This window comes from Corynebacterium sp. c25Ua_89 (genome assembly GCF_047459735.1).
In the GTDB taxonomy this organism is placed as follows: domain Bacteria; phylum Actinomycetota; class Actinomycetes; order Mycobacteriales; family Mycobacteriaceae; genus Corynebacterium; species Corynebacterium simulans.
Genome location: NZ_JASBOD010000008.1, coordinates 1 through 20,623, shown reverse-complemented (window position 1 = coordinate 20,623; position 20,623 = coordinate 1). Strand labels below are relative to the sequence as shown.

The following is a 20,623-nucleotide window of genomic DNA, read 5'->3' as shown; positions in this document are numbered from 1 at the left end:
CCCATTGAACCGCCTTTAAATACGGGGTACCCCAGTTCGTTGTGAGAAGCGGTGGCCGCTACACTTCGAGCTCTGGCGCGCGGGCGAGCGCGTGCTGCGTTGCCGTCTGGAAACTCGTCACTCGGATAGTTCCGCGTACGAGTGAGGTCGACGCGAGGATGCGGAACTCCGCTTCGTCGGAAAGCGCACGCATTCGCCCTGCGTATTCTGCCAAAATCTCACCTTGCTCGGTAAGCCGGATACGCCGCCCGACGTCACGTTCGCAGTGAGCGAGTTGCTGCGAGATAGCGGAGTGCGTGTACTGCAAAGCTTTCGCCACTGCGGTTACGGTTCCAAGGCGTTGCAGCTCGGTGCGGCGCTCGCAGTGCAGCTTTTCGACGACGCCGGCACCCGGGGCACCGCTGCCCTGCGCCTGCTGATGGCGGCGGCCGTCCTGCTGCTCATCAGCCGGCCAAAGGTACGCATCTGGGGCCGCGAGCAGTGGCTCGCTGCAGCTGCGCTCGGACTCTCGCCGGGCATGATGAACGGCTTCTTCTACGCGGCCATCGCGCTGGTTATCTGGCCTCGGTACTACATACGATGGTGCCTGCTCGCGGCACAAAACCAAAACTGCGACGGGTGCCATGGAAGGCACGCCGCCGCAGTCGGGCAAAGGTCGGTTAGCGTACTGCCAAGCCCACCTTCTGGAAAGACTTCAGATCCGTGTAGCCGCACTTAGCCATCGCACGCTTGAGCCCACCAACCAGGTTCAACTGACCGTGTGGCTCATTAGACGGGCCGTGCAAGATGACCTCGAGCGAAACCTGCTCCGGCTCCGACAACGGCGCGTATCCTGCCGCGATGAGGTCCATGTCCGCAGCCTCGATGACGCCGCGTGGGAAACGTGGGTGCCCTGCGGTCGAAGGCCAGTAGTAACCCTTACCGCCTGCCTCTGCAGCGCGGGCCAAAACCGGGCCCAAGACCACAGAATCAGCGCCGCAAGCAATCGCCTTGGCGACGTCAGCGGAGGTGTAGATATCGCCGTCGGCAAGCACATGCACGTAGCGGCCGCCGGTCTCGTCGAGGTAGTCGCGGCGAGCGGCAGCGACGTCGGCAATGGTGGTTGCCATCGGCACATCGATGCCCACGGTCTCGGCGTTGGTGTTAACGCCCGAGCCCACGATGATGCCGGCAGCGCCAGCACGCATCAGGTGCAATGCGGTGGTGTAATCAGCCACGCCGCCAGCGATAACTGGCGTATCGATGGAACCGATGAACTCCTTCAAGTTCAGCGGCTCCCCGCCCTGTTGGACGTGCTCCGCGGAAATCAACGTGCCCTGGATGAACAGGATCTCAGCACCAGCCTTGATAACCACCGGTGCCAATTCACGTGCGTGCTGCGGCGACACACGCACCGCCACGGTCACGCCAGAGTCACGCACCTGTGCGATGCGCTCTGCCAACAGCTCCTCATTCAGCGGCGCTGCATGCAGCTCCTGCAGCGTGGAAAGGTCAAAAGGATTCTCGGTGACCTTCGCCAAGGCTTCCTCTAGGTCCGCGTGACGGCCCCACAGACCCTCCGCGTTGATGACGCCCAAGCCGCCCTGCTTGCCCATCTCGATGACGAACTCGGGCGTAGCCAACGCGTCGGTTGGGTGGGAAACCAGCGGGGTATCGAAAGTGTAGGCGTCGATGTTCCAAGTGGTGTCGACGTCTTTAGAAGAACGGGTACGGCGGGTAGGGACCAAAGAGATCTGATCAAGATCGTAAGTACGGCGTGCCTCACGGCCGATACCGATTTCAACGTAATCGCGCATGTTCTCTTTCCTCGAAAGATTCGTTTAGCGGTAGTTCGGAGCTTCGATGATCTGCTGCAGATGGTGCGGGTGAGATTCCTTCAGGCCCGCCGCGGTGATCTGGACGAAGCGCTTGGTCTTCAGCTCCTCGATGGTGGCCGAACCGGTGTAGCCCATGGAAGCGCGCAGGCCGCCGATGAGCTGGTGCACGATGGCATCGATGTCACCGCGGAAAGGAACGCGACCCTCGACGCCCTCCGGAACCAGCTTGTCCTCGCTCTTAACGTCGGCCTGGAAGTAGCGGTCCTTGGAGTAGGAGCGCTTCTCGCCGGTAAGGCCGCGGCCCTGCATAGCGCCCATGGAGCCCATGCCGCGGTAGCGCTTGTATTGCTTGCCCTGGACCACGACGATATCGCCAGGCGCCTCGGTGGTGCCTGCGAACATGGAGCCCAGCATGACGGTATCTGCACCGGCAGCCAATGCCTTGGCGACGTCGCCGGAGTACTGCATGCCGCCATCGCCAATGACCGGCACGCCAGCTGGACCAGCCACTGCCGCAGCTTCCATGATGGCCGTAATCTGCGGAGCGCCAACGCCCGCGACGACGCGGGTGGTGCAGATAGAGCCTGGGCCGATGCCGACCTTGATAGCATCCGCGCCGGCCTCAATCATGGCCTTCGCCGCCTCGCGGGTAGCGAGGTTGCCGCCCACGACGTCGACCTTGGAGCCAAAGTCCTTCTGCACGCGGGACACCATCTCCAGCACCCGGTTGTTGTGCGCGTGAGCGGAGTCGACGACGAGGACGTCAACGCCGGCGTCGACAAGCGCGCCTGCTCGAGCATAGGATTCCTCACCCGTGCCGATACCCGCTGCCACCAGCAGTCGTCCGGAGGAATCCTTGGAGGAGTTCGGGAACTGCTCGGTCTTTACGAAGTCCTTGACCGTGATCAGGCCAACCAGCTTGTTGTCATCATCGACGATAGGAAGCTTCTCAACCTTGTTGGAAGAAAGCAGCGCCAGCGCCTCCTCCTTGGCCACGCCCTCCTTGGCCACAACCAGCGGCATAGGGGTCATAATCTCGGAGACTTTGCGGCCGAAGTCCGGCTCGAAACGCATATCGCGGTTGGTGCAAATGCCCAGCAAGGTACCTTTGTCATCGACGACCGGCAGGCCAGAAATGCGGAAGCGTGCGCACAGCTCGTCGACTTCCTGGATGGTCATATCCGGGCTAGCGGTAACAGGGTCCGTCACCATGCCGGACTCAGAGCGCTTGACGATTTCTACCTGGGTTGCCTGATCCTCAGTGGACAGGTTGCGGTGCAGGACGCCAATACCGCCCTGGCGTGCCATGGCGATTGCCATGCGCGCCTCGGTAACGGTATCCATGGCGGCTGAAGCCAACGGAACGCCGAGACGAGTGTTGCGGGTGAACTGCGCCGAGGTGTCCACCTCGGACGGAACGATGTTGGATTCTGCCGGCAGCAGCAGAACGTCATCAAAAGTCAAGCCGTACAGGGCTACCTTGTTTGGGTCATCGCCGCCGGTGAGAATGTGATTATCGCTCATGGGTTAAGGACACTCCTTAAATAAGGCCAAGATGGTTTCGCGGTAACCACAACTGTAGTGCTTAAAGCACCCCGAATGGTAGCCGGGCCACCCCGTAAGAAAGGTATGCGAACCCCAATGAGGAATTGCCTAAAGGGGGTGGAAGTTTATAGGCTCGCAAAGGTGAACTTCTTCGCCAATATGCCACGCGACCCATTCGCAGACGATCCCAACGACCCCGCTTCCTTCCTGGAGGAAGACGAGCAGGTCATGCCTTTGTCCGAGGAAGAACGCTTGGCTATCATCCACGACCTCGCCTTGGTGCAGGAATTCGCCCGCGTGCTGGGCCCGCGCGGAATCGACGGCATCTTCTTTCTGTGCGAGGATTGCGAAGAAAACCACTTCTACGAGTGGGACATCATGGCTGCAAACATGCGCGCTACGTTGGACGGCGAACTCGCCCCGGTACATGAGCCAGGCGCGCAGCCGGACCCCACGCGCTATGTTCCGTGGGATTATGCGCTCGGCTACATGGACGGCCTAGATGCCCGTTAAAAAAGAAATTCCCTACCTCGCTGTGAGGCAGGGAATTTTTTAATACTGCTGGTTTACTGCTGCTGGTTTACTGCTGCTGGTTTTCGCCGAGGTAGCCATCAGCGCCTTGGACGCCAGAGTTATCCGTGGCGACTGAAGTCGGCTCGGTCTGCTCGCCAGTTTCCTGCGAGGGCGTATCCGGAACCACAACCGTAGAGGTGATGGTCTGGTATTCCGTTACGGTTACCGGCGCTGGCTCTGGGCTAGATGCTGGGACTTCCTTTTCCAGGGTCTCCGTCGCAGTTACCGTAGAACGCGCTACGGAAAATGGCTTGGTAGCTGGCGTGGCCGAAGGCTTTTCCGCGGAGGTAGGCTCCGGCTGCGAGTTGCGTGATTCGTCGATGATACGGCGTGCTTCATTAAGCAATTCGCGGGTGCCGGCCATGTCTCCATTTGCGGAGCGACGGTCCATTTCCTCGAGCGTGCCTGCAAGCTCCACGGAGGAAGCATCCGAGGTGCCAAACATGGACTTGTGCACGCCGTAGAGCGGAGAACCAGGGCCTGCGTTGTAAACGGCAGTACCAGTACCGGCGATGACCAAGGTCGCCGCCGCTGCACCAATTAGGCCGTTGACGAAAGGCCGCGAACGACGCCTCTTGGAGGCCGCGGCCAGAGAGATAACCTCAGCTTCCTCGTCGGCGCCTTCGATAACCGGAGCTGGCGGCATTTGCTTTTCGACGTCGTCACGCAGCTCGAGAAGCAAGCCCGCCAACTCGTCTTCCCCAGCAGAAGGGTCCTGGCCCTGAGAAAGGCTAGTCAGGAATGCGTCGTCATCGACCAAAGGCTGCAGTTGCTCAGAGATATTGAGCTGTGGCTCATCCTTCTTCGCCATGATGGCCTCCCTTCCTTGAATGAGATATGGACATATGAGATTTGAGAAGATACGCGCTTGCGCTATTAACCAGAGGTGCCGATAGCCTTGCGCAGTTGTGCCAATGCTCGATGCTGCGCCACGCGTACCGCACCCGGGGTAGATTCCACGATTTCCGCAGTCTCCTCAGCTGTAAGGCCCACGAACACGCGCAAGATGACTATGTCTCGAGCTTTGTCACTTAATGTATCGAGCAACTCCCGCACTCTGTTACTACCATCCGTGACCAGCGCAGATTCCTCCGGATTTGCGTCTTTGGCCGCGCTTTCCGGGACTTCCTCGGCGGGGTGGGAGTGGTCTCGACCCATGGCGCGGTGCGCATCGGTGACCTTGTTGAAGGCAATGCCATAGACGTAGGCCATGAATGGGCGGCCCTTATCCTCATAGGAGTCGATGGATGTGGCAACAGCGAGGCAGATTTCCTGCGTGACGTCTTCTGGCGTGGGTTGGCGCCCGCCGCCGATGCGTGCGCGGCAGTAGCGCAGCACCTGCGGGTGGATAATCCGCATGATCTTCTGGAGTGCGCGACGGTTGCCGTCAGCAGCTAGCGGCACGAGGTCCGCTAGCTCTTTATCGGTATCGCTCACTGTTTTTCCTTGGGGGTTTTCCTTGGGGTTTGCTGCTTTAGTTTTCGCCTTAGCCCTTACACCCTAGCCCGTTCGGGTGGATTTATATCCTTTTACTCCCGGCGCGCCAAAAGTTCATACACCGTTTACCTTTGCTGTTCGTGCAGTTCAGACCCGCTAAAAATGCCCTCCGCGTAAAGAATCCATATAGCGTAAACAATCCGGTAACCATTCGTTTACCACGTGCGTCGAAACTTCTAAATCGTCTTATTCCTCCATTGCGCGGATTCATGCGCGCAGGGTATTTACTAAAGGAGTTTTGAACATGTCTCAGCCCCATTCGCTTCCCGGCCCTAACGCTGACTTTTGGGATTGGCAGCTGCAGGGTGCATGCCGAGGAGAGAATTCGGACGTGTTTTATCACCCAGACGGCGAGCGTGGCCGTGCTCGCGCCCAGCGTGAGAACCGCGCTAAGGCAATTTGTCAGTCCTGCCCGGTCCTCGAGCTATGCCGCGAGCATGCGCTAAGTTCCGCGGAACCGTACGGCGTGTGGGGCGGCATGAGCGAATCCGAGCGCGTGGCTGCTTTGCGCACCCGCGCTACGGTCACCGTTTAGGCCACATATTCAGCGAGGTAGCGCCCAGTCACAGAGGAGGCGTTGCCGGCGAGTTCGCGAGGGCTGTTCGCGAGGGCTGTTCGCGGCAACCAACCCGCCACCTGCGGAGCCTGCCCCGGGGCCTAAATCAATGATGTGGTCCGCATGTGCGACCACAGCTAGGTGGTGTTCCACGCACACCACGGTGTTGCCTTCCTCGACCAGGTGGTCGAGCAATTCGAGCAGCTTATCGACGTCCGCCAAGTGCAAGCCCGTCGATGGCTCATCCAACACCAAAACATCAGCCTGCGCCTTCTTATCCGCCATGTGGACGGCCAATTTCAGGCGCTGACGCTCACCGCCGGAAAGGGTGTTGAGTGGTTGGCCCAAAGTGATATACCCCAGCCCCACGGCGACCAGGATCTCACAGATCTTCTTCGCAGCGGCAACCTTATTTTCCGCGAAGTAAGCCGCAGCCTCAGCAGCTGGCGTTTCCAGTACGTCGGCGATGTTTTTGCCGCCTAGCTCGTAACGCAGCACGTCTTCGGAAAAGCGCCTGCCTTCACAGACCTCACACGGCACGTCAGCGCCGTCCATGAATCCGAATTCCACGTAGATGACTCCCGCACCATTGCAATTTGGGCACGCGCCTTCGGAGTTCGCAGAAAACAGGGCAGGCTTGACGACGTCGCTTTCAGAACTGTTCGCCTTCGCAAACGCCTTCCGGATGGAGTCCAACGCACCGGTATACGTCGCGGGGTTGGAGCGACGCGAGCCTTTGATCGGGGTTTGGTCGACGAAGAGGATGCGTTCTTGGACGTCTTCTGGCAGGCACGCCAAAAGCGAGGACTTACCAGAACCGGCCACGCCGGTAATCGCGCTGAGCACGCCGAGCGGGATGTCTACGTCGATGCCGCATAAGTTGTTGCGCTGAGCGTTATGGATTTCGATGGCGCCCGAAGGAGTGCGGGTTTCTTCCTTGAACTGGGCGCGGTCCGCCAGGTGGCGGCCGGTTAAGGTATCCGCCTCGCGCAGTTTATCGACGGAACCGGTAAAGACCACTTCCCCACCCTGGCTGCCAGCGCGGGGCCCTAAGTCGACTACGTAATCAGCAATAGCGATGGTCTCCGGTTTATGCTCCACCACGAGAACGGTGTTTCCCTTATCGCGCAGCTGCAGCAAGAGTTTATTCATCCGTGCGATATCGTGCGAGTGCAGGCCGGCGGTGGGCTCGTCGAAGACATAGGTGGCGTCGGTAAGCGCGGAGCCCAAGTGACGTACCATTCGGGTGCGCTGCGCCTCGCCGCCTGAGAGCGTGCCCGTGGCACGACTCAAGGTAAGGTAGCCCAAACCGATTTCCACCGCATTAGCCACCGAGCGCCTAATCGAGGCCAGCAGCGGCGCGGCGGACGGGGCGTCGATGGCAGAAAGCCACTCGTCGAGCTCAGTAAGCTCCATGTCGGAGACGTCGGCGATGGACTTGCCTGCAATAAAAGATTCGCGGGCATGCTGCGCCAGACGTGTGCCGCCGCAGTCGGGACAGTCCGCGAAGACCACTGCGCGTTCCACAAAGGTCTTCATATGTTTTTGGAGGCTATCTTTGTCCTTCGACAGCACGGAGGACTGCAAGCGCACGATTAGACCTTGGTAGCTCATGTTGATGCCGTTAATTTTGGTCTTGACGTCGCTCAGGTAATACAGCGCGTGCTTTTGCTCCTCGGTGAAATCCTTGACCGGCTTATCTGCCGGGTACAAGCCCGACTCTGCATAGGCCTTCCACAGCCAGGAGCCGACTTTCATGCCGGGGTACAAGATGGCGCCGTCGTTTAGGCTCAAGGACTCGTCCACGACCTCTTTCAGGTCGATTTGCGAGGCGCGGCCCGTGCCCTCGCAGGTCGGGCACATTCCGCCCGTGCGCTCAAAACGGCGAACCTCTTTCACGCCATTGACCTCAATGGCACCCTGGCCGCTGGCGGAAGGAACGTTGAAGGAATACGCCGCCGGGCCGCCCACGCGCGGGGAGGCAATGCGCGAGAAAAGCACGCGCAGCGCGCCGGTGATATCCGTTGCGGTGCCGAAAGTGGAACGCGAGTTGGCTGCCATCGGCTCCTGCCCCACCATGATGGCGGCGGTAAGGCCGCTGAGCTCGTCGACGTCGGGATGGGCCTGGGATTGCATAAAGCCCTGCACGAAACCCGGGTAGGTCTCGTTGATAAGCCGCTGAGATTCCGCCGCGATGGTTCCGAACACGAGAGAGGACTTGCCGGAACCGGAGACACCGGTGAACACGGTGAGTTTCCGCTTAGGGATATCGACGCTTATGTTTTTGAGATTATTATCGCGCGCGCCGACAACGCGGATGAATTCTTGATTGTGCACCTAGCCATCCTAAGACGAAACCCCGGGCCTCCACGTGGGAGACCCGGGGTGATTCGCGGCTAAAAATTAGTGGTGATGGCCATGAGAAGCAGCGGGAGCTTCTTCCTCAGCTGGCTTTTCCACTACGGATGCCTCGGTGGTCAGAACCATGCGGGCAACAGAGGTGGCGTTAACCACTGCGGAGTGGGTGACCTTAACAGGGTCGATGATGCCCTGCTCCAGCAGGTTGCCGTACTCCAGGGTGGCGGCGTTGAAGCCGTGGCCGTTCTCGAGTGCGGAAACGTGGTCAACTATAACGGAACCGTCCAAGCCAGCGTTCTGCGCAATCCAGTAAGCCGGGCGGGTCAGCGCGCGGGATACGGAGAGCACGCCGGTCTTGGCCTCGCCCTCGAACTCCTCGGCAAGCTTTTCCAGTTCCTTGGAGATCTGCACGAGTGCGGAACCGCCGCCTGCGATGACGCCCTCGTCGACGGCCGCGCGGGCAGCGTTGATGGCGTCCTCGACGCGCAGCTTGCGCTCGTTAACCTCAGTCTCGGTAGCAGCGCCGACGCGGATGACGGCAACGCCGCCGGACAGCTTCGCCAGACGCTCCTCGAGCTTCTCGCGATCCCAGGTGGAATCGGTGCGCTCGATTTCGCGGCGCAGCTGCTCGCGACGCTCCTCCACAGCGCTAGCTTCGCCAGCGCCGTCAACGATGACGGTGTCTTCCTTGGAAACCGTCACGCGGCGGGCAGAGCCCAGTACCTCGAGGCCAACCTCGTTCAAGTTGATGCCTACCTCCGGGTCCACAACGGTGGCGCCGGTGACAACGGCCAGGTCATCCATGAAGCCCTTGCGGCGCTCGCCGAAGTACGGGGCCTTCACGGCGGCAACCTTGAGCACCTTGCGGATGGAGTTAACAACGAGCGCCTGCAGCGGCTCGCCTTCCACATCTTCCGCGATGATCAAGGTAGGACGCGACGACTCAGCAATCTTCTCCAGCAGCGGCAGGAAGTCCGGCAGGGAGGAGATCTTGTTGCGGACGAGGAGGATGGCTGCGTCGTCAAGCACTGCGTTGTAGGTCTCTTCTTCCGTAGCGAAGTACGGAGAAAGGTAGCCCTTGTCGAAGGAAATGCCCTCGGTAACGTCCACGGAGGACTCGATGGATTGGGATTCCTCGACGGTTACGACACCGTCCTTGCCCACCTTGTCCATGGCGCCAGCGACCATCTCGCCGACCTCTGGGTCACGGGAGGAAACGGTTGCCACCTGCGCGATTTCCGACGCCGAGTTCACCGGCGTTGCGCGCTTCATCAGCTCTTCGACGGTCTTTTCCGCCGCCGCAGCGATACCGCGGTTCAGCTCAACTGGGTTGGCACCAGCGGCAACGTTGCGCAGGCCTTCAAAGATGAGCGCCTGCGCGAGCAAGGTTGCGGTGGTGGTGCCGTCACCTGCGATGTCGTTGGTTTTCACGGCCACGGACTTCACCAGCTGTGCACCGAGGTTCTCAAAAGGCTCCTCGATGTCGATGTCACGGGCGATGGTCACGCCGTCGTTGGTGACGGTGGGGCCGCCGAAGGCCTTGGACAACACAACGTTGCGGCCGCGGGGGCCGAGGGTGACCTTGACTGCGTCAGCAAGCGTATCAACGCCGCGCTGGATGCCCTCGCGAGCTTCCTGGTCAAATGCAATCAGCTTTGGCATGAAGGCCTACTTCTCGATGACTGCGAGCAGGTCACGTGCGGACAGCAGGAGGTACTCCTGGCCGTCGTACTTCAGCTCGGTGCCGCCGTACTTGGAGAAGATTACGGTGTCGCCCTCGTTGACGCCGACCGGAACGACCTCGCCCTTGTCATTGGTGCGGCCTGGGCCGACGGCGATGACGGTAGCCTCCTGCGGCTTTTCCTTAGCGGAGTCTGGGATAACCAGGCCGGAAGCGGTGGTGGTTTCTGCTTCTACGATCTGGACGAGAACCTTGTCCTCAAGTGGCTTGATGTTTGCCATGGTGATTCCTCCGAAATTTGAATCAGTTAGTTGTATGTGCCGGTTGTGGATGTCCAGCACAGCCGTCGTCGCGGGTGAACAACTGTGGGTCAAACAACCTTCCTAGCACTCTACCCTTGCGACTGCTAACCCTCAACAAACTCCGGAGGCGCGGCGAAGCCTATAAAACTTAGACGGACTTTTCAGAATTGATGACCGCCGCGCGCCAGAGGCCATACTCTTCTGGGTAGTCTTCGCGGTAATTGCTTACGGCACGGATACCGTGCTCGACTGCCTCGATGACCTCGTCGAAGTTCTCAGACTCACCGTCTGCTTCGACGAAGATGACCGGACCGCTAATAGCGCGGATTGGGTCCTGCAGGAATGCCGAGTTACCGGTATCGGCAGCATTGCGCGCCAGGGAGGCAACCGGATTCGGCTCCGCGCCCTCAGCCTTGGCATTGGGGTTAAAAAGCGCGGCATAGGTGGAACCGTCGTCTTGGAACACGACGGCGACGCGGTCTTCGGTGGTGCCGCCCAGGAACTGGTTGGCGTGCTCAAGTTCGAATTCGATCTTGCGGCGGGTCAGGTCTGGATTAACGAGAAAACCGGTGGTCATGACGGGGTAAGGCTCCTTCAATAGCCAGTAGGGCAATATCGTTTCCGTACATTACCGCCGCCTTAACCACCCCGCATCCGGAGGAAGGCAAACTTTTGGTGAACGTTAATTTGCGCTAACGAGCGGGACTTCCACCTCGAGCTGGGTATCGGTGCCGCAGGCCAGGCCGGAAGGCTCCGCGCCTTCGTGGATGAGCTGCGCCGCTACGGCCGCAATCATCACGCCGTTGTCGGTGCACAGCTTAAAACGCGGCACTCGCAGCTCGATGCCCGCCGATTCGCAACGCTTGGCCGCCAGCTGCCGCAGGCGCGAATTCGCAGCCACGCCACCGCCCAGCAGCAGAACCTTGGCGCCGGTGTCCTGGCAGGCCCGCACGGCCTTCGCGGTCAGCACATCCGCCACGGCCTCCTGGAAGGAAGCGCAAATATCCTCGATGGATACGACGCGCCCTTCCTTCTCCGCCTTTTCCACGTACCGCGCCACGGCGGTCTTCAAGCCGGAGAAAGAAAAGTCATGGCGATGCACGCCGCGCAAATCCTCCACACGCGAAAGGCCCCGCGGAAAGTCAATGTTGGCCTCGCCTTGCGCCGCCAGTTTGTCGATGACCGGCCCTCCCGGATAGCCCAGCCCCAAAAGGCGGGAGACTTTGTCGTAGGCTTCGCCGGCGGCGTCGTCAAGCGTGCTGCCCAATTCCTTCATGGGCTTTCCCACCGCCTCAACCTCAAGCAGCTGGGTGTGGCCGCCGGAGACCAAAAGAGCCACTGCGTGCGGCAGCTGTTCACCTTCGAGGTTGGCCACGGCTACGTGCCCGCCCAAGTGATTGACGCCGTAGAAAGGCACGCCCCAGGCAGCTGCATAGGCCTTCGCCGCGGAAGCGCCCACCAGCAAGGCACCCGCCAGGCCCGGCCCCACCGTCGCGGCAACGGCATCCGGCTTGGAAATCCCCGCTTCCTCCAGTGCTGCGCGCATCACCTGCGGCATAGCCTCCAGGTGGGCACGCGAGGCGATCTCCGGAACCACGCCGCCGAAGCGAGCGTGCTGCTGCATCGAGGAGGCAACGCTGTCAGCCAGGATTTCCATATGGCCATCCGCGTCCAGCTCGATGATTCCTACACCGGTTTCGTCGCAGGAAGACTCGATTCCGAGAATTTTCACTTCGCGGTCCTTTCGCTTTTACGCGGGCGGAACATGGTGTGCGCGTCCGCGCCTGAAGGTTGATAGTAATTGCGGCGGATGCCGGTCTTAATAAAACCGTAGGCTTCGTACATGGAAATGGCGGGATCGTTGCCCACACGAACCTCGAGAAAAACCGGGGAGTCTTTAAGGTCAGCGATATAGACGATGTTATCCATCATCATCCTGCCCACCCCACGGCGCTGCATCGCGGGATCAACGCCGATGGTATGAATTTCAAATTCCGGGTCGGTGACAGGTCCCATCATGCCGATGCCGGCATAACCAACCAATACGTCCTCGTCTTCCACACCTAGATAAAAAGTGTGGCCGTGTGCGATTTCCTGCACGAAAGCCTCCGCCGGCCACGGCCCCTCCCCTGCAAAAAGCACTTTCTCCAGCTCCGCGCAGCGCTGCGCATCGGCGGCGGTTAGTTCGCGCAGCTTCACAGATTTAGCCCGGAGATGTCGGGAAGGGCGGCTGAGCGCGGCTTCGGCTTCGGCGGCACGGCGTCTGGACGACGCAGGTACAGCGGGGTCAACGGAGCAGGCGTCGCGGAAAGGTCGGCAACGGCAACCAAACCGGCCGGGCGCGGATTCGCCGCCACGTGCGGCAGCGCCTGCAGGGCCTCGGGCAGCTTTTCAACCAGGTTACCTGGGATAACTACCGCTTCCACCTCCACGGCTATCTCGCCCGGCTTGACGACGCCCGGGCCTTCCACCCGCACGCCTTCTGCATAGGTCGCCCAGTAGATTTCCTTGCGCCGTGCATCCGTTGCCACGAGGATGCGCTTATCCGCGCCATGTTCGGCAGCGATGGCGTCGTGGGAGCAGACGCCGTGGACCGGGATACCGAGGGCGTCGCCAAGCGCGGATGCGGTGGCCATACCTACGCGCAAACCCGTAAACGGGCCCGGGCCACACCCCACGACGATTGCGTCCAAATCGGCAAAGCCCATTCCCTTTTCCTCCAACAGGCACTGGATGGTGGGAATCAACTGCTCGTTATGCGCCCGGGTATCGGTGATAATCCGCTCGCTGACCGCACCGGATTCGGTATCTACTACACCGGTAACCAGGTCAGTCGTTGCGGTATCAATGCTTAAAACCAGCACTAGGCGCCCAGCTTCCAGGTATCGCCTTCCTTGATGAATGGCAGCAGAGACTGGGTAGCAGCAGGCTGCAACGGCTGGCCCGTCGGGCACAGGTCGATCTTTTCGCGGTTGAGCTTCTCTGCGTAGAACTCATTGTTGCCGCCGATGGCAACGAAGTAGTTGGTGTCCGCGTCGACGTCTTCATCAATACCCAAGGCATGCGGGTCGATGCCGTACATCTTCTTGATCTCATCCAACTTGGTGCCAGCGCAGATGGTGGTCATGCCCTGCCAGTTACGGCCCAGAACCTCGCTCGGAGCGACGGCGCTGACAGTCAAGTTGGTCTTATCGAGGGAGTCGACAGCGCTTTCTAGGGTGCGCTCCACGGGTGGCTGCTCACGCATGCTCGACAGCGCAATCATCGCGCCCAAGGCGATGATGAACAATCCGATGAGGAATGTGGTGATGAATTGACCGACCTTGGTCATATTGAAAGCGCTCCTTGCACGTCATGTGGGGATTAGTTGACCCCGCTTATCCTACAAGAAGGTAGTTAACCTACCCAGTTCCAGGTGAACACGCGAGTATCGTCTGCGGCCTCACGGTTTATGTTGATCAGCAAAAAGGCCTCCGCGAGCTGGTCCATGAAGCCGCCGCCCCACTCGGCGACGACGACGGCGTCGTCAAGCTCGGTGTCCAAATCCAGCGCGTCGAGCTCGCCTAGAGGATCGTCGGAGTGGTCCAGCAGGCGGTAAGCATCGACGTGGACGAGCGCCGGGCCGCCGACGGTCGAGCGATGCTCGCGGGCGATGACGAAAGTCGGCGAGGTGACGCGGCCTTTGACCTGCATGCCTTCGGCAATGCCTTGGGTGAAGGTGGTCTTGCCTGCGCCCAGCGGGCCGTCAAGGATGACGAGGTCGCCAGCCTCAAGCGCCGCCCCCAGTTCCTTTCCCAGCTCGCGAGCGGCTTCGGCAGTAGCTACCTGCTTTTGGCCCTGCTGCGGAAACTGGCTACGCATGCCCGATTCCTCCCTCAAAATGGCGGGCGGTGCGGCCAGTGGGACGGCAGATGATTTCGTAATTGATGGTTCCGGTGACCTCCGCCAGATCCGTCGCGCTCAGGCCGCCTTCGCCGAAGATGATGGCTTCGTCGCCTTGCTCGACGCTGTACTCGTTCTCGCCCAAGTCCACGACAATCTGGTCCATGCACACGCGGCCCACCTGTGGGTAAAGCTTGCCGCCGATGCCGACCTTAAGCTTGCCCTGAAAGTTGCGCGGCAAACCGTCGGCGTATCCGCACGGAATCGTGGCCAAAAATCCCGGCTTTTCGGCTTTCCACGTGAGGTTGTAGCAAGTGCCCTCGCCTGGCTGAATCGGCTTGATGTTGACGACGCTCGCCGCCCAGGTCATCGCCGGCTTCAAACCGTGCTCGAGGCCGGGGATCGGCTCCAGGCCATAACAAGCCAAGCCCGGACGGACCATCTCGAAATGGGAAGAAGGTCGTTCCAAAACAGCCGGGGAGTTGGCCAAATGATTCACTGGGCACTCCAGGCCTGCAGCCCGAGCCCTCTCTAGCGCGCGGCGAAAATTAGCTTCCTGCTCGTCGTTGAAGGGATTATCTGGCTCATCCGCGCACGCAAAATGCGACATGAGGCCTCGAACCTCGACCTGCGGGGCGTCGCGAAGCAATGCGAAAGTAGCATCCCAGTTCGTTTCCTCCACGCCGGAGCGATGCAGACCGGTTTCAACCTTGATATAAACCTGCGCCGGAATCTCCGATTCCACCAAACGGCGCGCGTGTACCAAGGAGGGCACTGCAATGTGGATGCGGCATGCCAAAGCCTCCGCGATGTCCTGCGTGGAGTCCCAAATCCACGCCGCAATCGGCTGATCGATTCCGCTGCGCCGCAGCTCAATGGCCTCTTCGAAAGTCGCCACACCGAAAGCATCCGCACCCGCACGCGCCATCACTGGCGCGACTTCTTTGACGCCGTGGCCATAGGCATCCGCCTTCACCACGCACATGAGCTGCGCGGGAGCCACCTCTTTCTTTAACAAAGAAACATTGTGGGCGATGGCGTCAAGGTCGATTCTGGTACGAAGCATGGGTCTATTGTGCCACTGCACTGGTGTGCAGGACTAACGCAGCAGCACGCGGCGCGGATTTCCCGTGCGGTTAAAACACAAAATCCGGAAGCACCCACCATAAGGCGAGGGGTACTTCCGGATTTAAAGCGAGCTTTTACTCGACGGTGACGGACTTAGCCAAGTTACGCGGCTGGTCGACGTCGTAGCCCTTCGCGGTGGCAACGCCACAGGCGAAGATCTGCAGCGGAACCGTAGCCAACAGCGGCTGCATCAGCGTCGGGGACTGTGGAATGCGGATGACGTGGTTAGCATATGCCTCCACAGCATCGTCGCCTTCTTCAGCAATAACGATGGTGATTGCGCCACGGGCACGGATTTCCTGGATGTTGGATACGACCTTAGAGTGCAGGGAATCGCGGCCACGCGGGGAAGGAACGATGACGAAGACCGGCTGGCCCTCCTCAATGAGCGCGATTGGGCCGTGCTTGAGCTCGCCGGCAGCGAAGCCCTCGGCGTGCAGATATGCGATCTCCTTCAGCTTTAGAGCGCCCTCAAGCGCGACCGGGAAGCCAACGTGGCGGCCCAAGAAGAGAACGGACTCGGCGTTTTGCATGGAGTTAGCAAGATCGGTGACCTGCTTCTCGTTGTCGATGACTGCTTGGACCTTCTCCGGCATATCGCGCAGCTCCTGCAGAACCGCGTTTACTTCGTCGGCGAACATGTTGCCGCGCAGCTGCGCCAGGTACAGGCCGAGGAGGTAGGTCGCGGTGATCTGCGCCAAGAAGGCCTTGGTGGAAGCAACGGCGATCTCCGGGCCGGCGTGGGTGTACAGCGCAGCGTCGGCCTCGCGAGGGATGGAAGAGCCCTGGGTGTTGCAGATAGCGATCACCTTGGCCCCCTGCTGACGAGCGTGGCGCACCGCCATCAAGGTATCCATGGTCTCGCCGGACTGGGACAAAGCGACGACCAAGGTCTTCTCGTTGACGATCGGATCGCGGTAGCGGAACTCGTGCGCCAGCTCGACCTCGGTTGGGATACGGCACCAGTGCTCGATTGCGTAACGCGCAACGTGGCCTGCATAAGCAGCGGTACCGCAGGCAATGACGATGATCTTATCGATGGACTTCAAAACCGCCTCATCGATGTGAACCTCGTCCAGGGTCAACTTGCCTTTCCCGTCAAAGCGGCCAAGCAGGGTGTCACGTACAGCAGCTGGCTGGTCGTGGATCTCCTTTTCCATGAAGGAGTTGAAGCCGCCCTTTTCTGCGGCAGCTGCGTCCCACATGATTTCGAATGGCTTGCCCTGTGCAGCGTTGCCTTCGTAGTCGGTGATGGAAACTTCGTCAGCAGTGATGGTAACGACCTGGTCATTTTCCATCTCGACGGCGGACTTGGTGTAGTCAATGAAGCCGGAGACGTCGGAGCCCAGGAAGTTCTCGCCCTCACCCAGACCAATGACCAGCGGGGAATCGCGGCGGGCGGCAACAATGCGGTCAGCCTGCTCGGAGTGGATTGCTAGAAGGGTAAAAGCACCTTCCAGGCGCTTGCCGGTCAGCTGCATCGCCTTGGTGAGGTCACCCGCAGCTTCATTGTGGAAAATATCGCCCAGTAGGGTGGCAGCAACTTCGGTGTCGGTCTCGGACACGAAGTTATAGCCCTTGGAGGTCAGCTCGGCCTTCAGCTCAGCAAAGTTCTCGATGATGCCGTTGTGAACAACTGCCAGCTTGCCGCCGTCAACTACATGCGGGTGGGCGTTCAGGTCGGTCGGGCCGCCGTGGGTTGCCCAACGGGTATGTCCGATGCCCAGGACAGAGTCCTGCAAAGGGCGGGAAGCAATTTCTGCTTCGAGGGCAGCAACTTTGCCGGCCTTTTTGCGCCAGCTAATTTCGCCATCGACGTACATTGCGACGCCAGCAGAGTCATAGCCTCGGTACTCAAGACGGCGAAGGCCTTCCAGCACAACGTCCAGGGCATAGTATTCACGGCCACTGGATGCGTGACCTACGTATCCAACAATTCCACACATAAGCCTCGATCCTACCTCATAGGAATTGGAACCTCTTCACTGCAAAGTTAAAGCTTTTCTTTCACCGCCAACCGCGAAAGAAAACCCGCATTCTGAGCCATCAATATGGCTTATCCCCCGCCGCCGTGCTTTCTTCCTCTATTCTGGAATACGTGTCTGCGAATCTAAAGAAGCATCTAGGAACTCTGTCCAAGCGTGGCCCCCACCGCGTCCTCGTCGGCGATCTTTCTTATGCCGGCATCAACGGCAAGGTTTATACCCCAGCTGAGGGCAAGGGCCTGCCGGCTGTGGCCTTCGCCCACGATTGGACGAAGAAGGTTAAGAATTACCACGCTACCCTGCGCCATTTGGCTAGCTGGGGCATCGTGGTGGTTGCCCCTGATACGGAGACGGGTATTAACCCGAGCCACCGCAATTTCGCTGCGGACGTCGAATCTGCACTGCAAATTGCAGCTGGCGTCAAGCTGGGCACGGGCAACATCGCGGTATCGCCTTCCAAGCTCGGCATCGTCGGCCACGGCATGGGCGGCGGCGTCGCCGCGCTGGCAGCGGTTGATAACCCAAAGGTTCGCGCCGTAGCGGCGCTGTACCCGGCAGATACTGCGCCTTCGTCTTATGCAGCGGCTAAGTCCATCACGGCTCCGGGCCTGATTATCGGTTCCGAGCGCGAGGATCTTTTCCGCGCCGGCAACCCTGCGCAGCTGGCTGACAACTGGGGCGGCGAGGTGGCTTACCGCGAGCTGGCCAAGGGCACCCAGGCTGGTTTCACTGAGGATCGCCTCTTCAAACTGGCCGTCGGTTCCGGTGCGTTCCAGTCAGGCCCGACTGAAACCGCACGCGCTTTGGTAACCGGCTTCCTGCTGTCGACGCTTGCGGGTGAGTCCAAGTACGACGATTTCGCTGAAGCTGATGCAAGCGCTAAGGGCGTGAAGAGTATTTTTGGTGAAGAACTGCGCAAGAAGGCCGGTATTCACCGCTAATATTCGCAGTCACTGCACCGCCTAGCCAGTCCGCACAACGCGGGCTGGCTTTTTATTTACCGCTGTTGGTTGCGCCGAAGCACAGATTTGATTTGCCCGCTTCCGCGGCGCTTGCCGTGGGCTGGGAAGGCGGAGTGCTGGCGCGGCTCGCTTGCCGACGCCGCCTGCCCCGCGTTCATCCTTGCCCTCGCCGTTGCTTTTTCAGCGGACTTTTCGAGTTCGTCTTGAGCTTGTGCCATTGCCTTTTCGAATTCGAGGAGGCGGGCGGCAGTCCGCTCCCTAAAGCCGCGCGCAAATTCCGCGAACTCATCATTTACTGCTGCCATTACCACTGCCCTGCCTTCCGTGCGTGAACTGTTTTATCTTCTGGTGCTGGCTCCGGAGCCGGTGGTGCTGGCGGCGGTGCTGGTGCTGGTTCAGGTGCTGGAGCCGGCTCCGACGGTGACGGTGGGACTGGCGCTTCCGCTGCCTGCATGTGCGCGACCTTCTCCGGCGGCGGCGTAGGCTCTTCTACTTCCGCAAGCTCAGGCGGCGGTGGAATGACGCCATCCCGCGGCGGCTCGGGAGCCGGCGGTTCTGGTGCTGGCGGCGGACATGGTTCCGGCGCTGGTGGTTCAGGTGCCGGCGGTTCAGGCGCCGGCGGCGGCTCCGGGCACGGCTCCTCTGGAATCGGCATATTCTCTAGACACTCAGCAGCAGCGGCAGCCAGCAATCCCACGCCGATGATGGCAACGCCCACTCCCAATGCGCCGAGGCAACCACAGCACGACTGCTCCGGTGGGCATTGTTGGGCTACCTGTGTGGTTTCCTGCTCACACTCGACTATCTCTTGTTCGCACTCAGCTGTCTCTTGCTTGGCTTCGGTGTCTTGCTGTACTTCGATGTCCAGCTGGACTGTAACCTGCCGCGGCTGTTCCTCCGGACACGGCGCTTGTGCAGGTTGGATTGGCTCGGGCTCTACCAGCGCCTGCGCTGGCTGCGTACAAGGCTGCTCGACAGGAGCTGCAGGCGGCGGGCAAACCGGCGACTGCGGCGGCGGTGTCGCAACCGGTGGCGCTACAGATGGAACTGTAGGCGGCACGGGAGTCGGTGCAGGATTCGGTGGAGCTGGCGGTACGCCAGCGGGAGTCGTGCAGATAGGTGCTGCCTTCGTAGGTGGTGCAGTTGTCTCGCATGCTTCGGCCGGCGGTGTTTGGGCAGGCTGCGTAGTATCGGCAGGCGGCTGGCCGGTGACGGTGGGCGGGGCGGATGGACAGGGGGCGTCGGCAAGCGGTGGCTCACAACCGCGCGCTGGCTCGGGCGGGGTCTTAGGGAGCTCGCGCTCGCAGACCTTGGAACAGCACTCCTCGAACTTGTCGTAGCATTGCTCGATTGCGGAATCGCGGTCGCGACAGGTGGTCATCACCATGTCATTGGTTTGCTCGATGAGATTGGCGCCGATAGAGGAGATAATCGGGACGATGAAGCGGCCGAGTGGGTGCTTGGAGGCGATCATCGTCAAAATGTTGAGCAACGGCACCACCGCGGAAAATAGCTCCGTCAAAGAAGTATCCGAAACACCGACGATGTCCTCGATGGCATTGGAACACTGCTGCGCCTTACCGGTTAGCTCATCGGCCTCTTCGCGCTCTTGCTCAAAGTCCTTCTGTACTCCCCCGAGGTGATCCATCAGGGCATTCCCCGCGATGCTCAGCACCGTACCGACAACAAACCCCTTCAGGCCCCCGCCACCGCGAGCAGGCCGGCGCCCGCCCATCGCAGCGGAAGTTCCGCGCACCAGTTCCTGTGGTTTGATGCCGTCGACTGAACCAATCATGCTGCCCAGCAAATCTAGCGGCGTGCTGGGGCCTGCATAGCTGCCCTGGCTGGCGGCCTGAAATTGGGAGACGGCCTGCGAATAATCCCCTAACAAAGACTTCGTGGTGCTCATCGGACCCCACCGCCAAAGGATGGCTCCACGTGGGTAAGGCTTGCCGCGTTGGCCTCGTCCAAGTCTGCGAACTGCCTGATCTGCACACGAACTGCCTCAGCAGTGGCGGTGATATTATCCAAGCGCCACGCGCCGCGGGAGTGCAGCTTTTCCAAAATCGCCTGTATGCGGGCGCCTTGCCCCGCAAAGTCGCGGCCTGCCGCGGACGGGGAAAAAGCCGGAATATCCGCCATGTGGGCGCTGCGCTGGGCTTGGTTTTCCTCAATCACGCGGTTTAAGCGCTGGGATATATCTTGTTCGTCGAAAAATACGTCAGTCACTGTGGGCACTCCTTGGCCTGCCAATATTCATTCTTGCCCTTATTGGACTGTCCACAACCGCCTTCGGTTCCCCACTAATTGCAAAAGCCAGCCCGCCACGGCAAATTC

Annotated in this window: 22 protein-coding genes; 3 read left to right on the top strand and 19 right to left on the bottom strand. The window is 60.4% G+C overall.

What is annotated here, in order from left to right; all coding sequences use genetic code 11:
• Nucleotides 1–58: 58 nt before the first annotated feature.
• The 3 genes from QKB66_RS11220 to guaB are packed head-to-tail and all read right to left on the bottom strand — an operon-like array spanning nt 59 to nt 3,341.
• Entirely contained in the window at nt 59–634 is a 576-nt protein-coding gene (locus tag QKB66_RS11220) for a hypothetical protein (RefSeq protein WP_414253314.1), read from the bottom strand.
• A gap of 25 nt (nt 635–659) precedes the next feature.
• Nucleotides 660–1,796 (bottom strand): GuaB3 family IMP dehydrogenase-related protein, encoded by a 1,137-nt coding sequence (locus QKB66_RS11215; protein ID WP_248092635.1) that lies wholly within the window; start codon nt 1,794–1,796, stop codon nt 660–662.
• 24 nt (nt 1,797–1,820) lie between these two features.
• Nucleotides 1,821–3,341 carry an IMP dehydrogenase gene (gene guaB, locus QKB66_RS11210; RefSeq protein WP_414253313.1) on the bottom strand — a complete coding sequence of 507 codons (1,521 nt, stop codon included), beginning with the start codon at nt 3,339–3,341 and terminating at the stop codon, nt 1,821–1,823.
• A 162-nt stretch (nt 3,342–3,503) separates the two neighbouring features.
• On the opposite strand from guaB, the gene QKB66_RS11205 reads away from it, so the two are divergent.
• Nucleotides 3,504–3,875, top strand: a complete 372-nt coding sequence (locus QKB66_RS11205) for a DUF5319 domain-containing protein (protein ID WP_061920620.1) — start codon at nt 3,504–3,506, stop codon at nt 3,873–3,875.
• Between the two features lie 67 nt (nt 3,876–3,942).
• On the opposite strand, the gene QKB66_RS11200 is transcribed toward QKB66_RS11205, so the two are convergent.
• Both QKB66_RS11200 and QKB66_RS11195 read right to left on the bottom strand, forming a co-directional pair.
• A complete protein-coding gene (locus QKB66_RS11200; RefSeq protein ID WP_414253312.1) occupies nt 3,943–4,746 on the bottom strand; it encodes a hypothetical protein in 804 nt (267 codons plus the stop codon).
• Between the two features lie 65 nt (nt 4,747–4,811).
• Entirely contained in the window at nt 4,812–5,372 is a 561-nt protein-coding gene (locus QKB66_RS11195; protein ID WP_414253311.1) for a sigma-70 family RNA polymerase sigma factor, read from the bottom strand.
• A 304-nt stretch (nt 5,373–5,676) separates the two neighbouring features.
• On the opposite strand from QKB66_RS11195, the gene QKB66_RS11190 reads away from it, so the two are divergent.
• A complete protein-coding gene (locus QKB66_RS11190) occupies nt 5,677–5,967 on the top strand; it encodes a WhiB family transcriptional regulator (protein WP_061920616.1) in 291 nt (96 codons plus the stop codon).
• 9 nt (nt 5,968–5,976) lie between these two features.
• On the opposite strand, the gene QKB66_RS11185 is transcribed toward QKB66_RS11190, so the two are convergent.
• The 11 genes from QKB66_RS11185 to glmS form a co-directional block, all read right to left on the bottom strand.
• Nucleotides 5,977–8,325, bottom strand: coding sequence for an ATP-binding cassette domain-containing protein (locus tag QKB66_RS11185; protein ID WP_414253310.1), 2,349 nt, complete (start codon nt 8,323–8,325; stop codon nt 5,977–5,979).
• A gap of 66 nt (nt 8,326–8,391) precedes the next feature.
• Nucleotides 8,392–10,008, bottom strand: a complete 1,617-nt coding sequence (gene groL / locus QKB66_RS11180; protein WP_414253309.1) for a chaperonin GroEL — start codon at nt 10,006–10,008, stop codon at nt 8,392–8,394.
• Between the two features lie 6 nt (nt 10,009–10,014).
• On the bottom strand, nt 10,015–10,314 hold the full coding sequence (gene groES, locus QKB66_RS11175) for a co-chaperone GroES (protein ID WP_269465448.1): 300 nt from the start codon (nt 10,312–10,314) through the stop codon (nt 10,015–10,017).
• 163 nt (nt 10,315–10,477) lie between these two features.
• The gene (locus QKB66_RS11170; RefSeq protein WP_061920608.1) at nt 10,478–10,906 is read right to left on the bottom strand and encodes a hypothetical protein; all 429 of its coding nucleotides are present in this window, start codon (nt 10,904–10,906) and stop codon (nt 10,478–10,480) included.
• A gap of 105 nt (nt 10,907–11,011) precedes the next feature.
• A complete protein-coding gene (tsaD, locus tag QKB66_RS11165) occupies nt 11,012–12,061 on the bottom strand; it encodes a tRNA (adenosine(37)-N6)-threonylcarbamoyltransferase complex transferase subunit TsaD (RefSeq protein WP_414253308.1) in 1,050 nt (349 codons plus the stop codon).
• Complete coding sequence (rimI, locus tag QKB66_RS11160) at nt 12,058–12,528, bottom strand: ribosomal protein S18-alanine N-acetyltransferase (protein WP_248092658.1); 471 nt, start codon at nt 12,526–12,528, stop codon at nt 12,058–12,060. The genes tsaD and rimI overlap by 4 nt, the downstream gene beginning before the upstream one ends.
• Nucleotides 12,525–13,193: a tRNA (adenosine(37)-N6)-threonylcarbamoyltransferase complex dimerization subunit type 1 TsaB gene (tsaB, locus tag QKB66_RS11155; protein ID WP_248092675.1), complete on the bottom strand. Its 669-nt coding sequence runs from the start codon at nt 13,191–13,193 to the stop codon at nt 12,525–12,527. Before tsaB ends, rimI begins: the two co-directional genes overlap by 4 nt.
• Nucleotides 13,193–13,660: a hypothetical protein gene (locus tag QKB66_RS11150; protein ID WP_248092678.1), complete on the bottom strand. Its 468-nt coding sequence runs from the start codon at nt 13,658–13,660 to the stop codon at nt 13,193–13,195. The genes tsaB and QKB66_RS11150 overlap by 1 nt, the downstream gene beginning before the upstream one ends.
• Before the next feature lie 65 nt (nt 13,661–13,725).
• Nucleotides 13,726–14,190 (bottom strand): tRNA (adenosine(37)-N6)-threonylcarbamoyltransferase complex ATPase subunit type 1 TsaE, encoded by a 465-nt coding sequence (gene tsaE, locus QKB66_RS11145; protein ID WP_062042205.1) that lies wholly within the window; start codon nt 14,188–14,190, stop codon nt 13,726–13,728.
• Nucleotides 14,183–15,277: an alanine racemase gene (gene alr / locus QKB66_RS11140; RefSeq protein WP_414253307.1), complete on the bottom strand. Its 1,095-nt coding sequence runs from the start codon at nt 15,275–15,277 to the stop codon at nt 14,183–14,185. Before alr ends, tsaE begins: the two co-directional genes overlap by 8 nt.
• Nucleotides 15,278–15,413: 136 nt before the next feature.
• Nucleotides 15,414–17,285, bottom strand: a complete 1,872-nt coding sequence (gene glmS / locus QKB66_RS11135) for a glutamine--fructose-6-phosphate transaminase (isomerizing) (RefSeq protein WP_414253306.1) — start codon at nt 17,283–17,285, stop codon at nt 15,414–15,416.
• A gap of 152 nt (nt 17,286–17,437) precedes the next feature.
• Here glmS and QKB66_RS11130 point away from each other — a divergent pair, with 152 nt between their 5' ends.
• Entirely contained in the window at nt 17,438–18,265 is an 828-nt protein-coding gene (locus tag QKB66_RS11130) for a dienelactone hydrolase family protein (RefSeq protein ID WP_311517781.1), read from the top strand.
• A 56-nt stretch (nt 18,266–18,321) separates the two neighbouring features.
• Here QKB66_RS11130 and QKB66_RS11125 read toward each other — a convergent pair whose 3' ends face one another.
• Genes QKB66_RS11125 through QKB66_RS11115 form a run of 3 tightly spaced genes read right to left on the bottom strand, consistent with a single transcriptional unit; the run spans nt 18,322 to nt 20,515 of the window.
• Nucleotides 18,322–18,591, bottom strand: coding sequence for a hypothetical protein (locus QKB66_RS11125; protein WP_248092690.1), 270 nt, complete (start codon nt 18,589–18,591; stop codon nt 18,322–18,324).
• A complete protein-coding gene (locus QKB66_RS11120; RefSeq protein ID WP_414253305.1) occupies nt 18,591–20,195 on the bottom strand; it encodes a zinc metalloprotease in 1,605 nt (534 codons plus the stop codon). Before QKB66_RS11120 ends, QKB66_RS11125 begins: the two co-directional genes overlap by 1 nt.
• Nucleotides 20,192–20,515, bottom strand: a complete 324-nt coding sequence (locus tag QKB66_RS11115) for a hypothetical protein (RefSeq protein WP_248092695.1) — start codon at nt 20,513–20,515, stop codon at nt 20,192–20,194. Before QKB66_RS11115 ends, QKB66_RS11120 begins: the two co-directional genes overlap by 4 nt.
• Nucleotides 20,516–20,623: the final 108 nt, after the last annotated feature.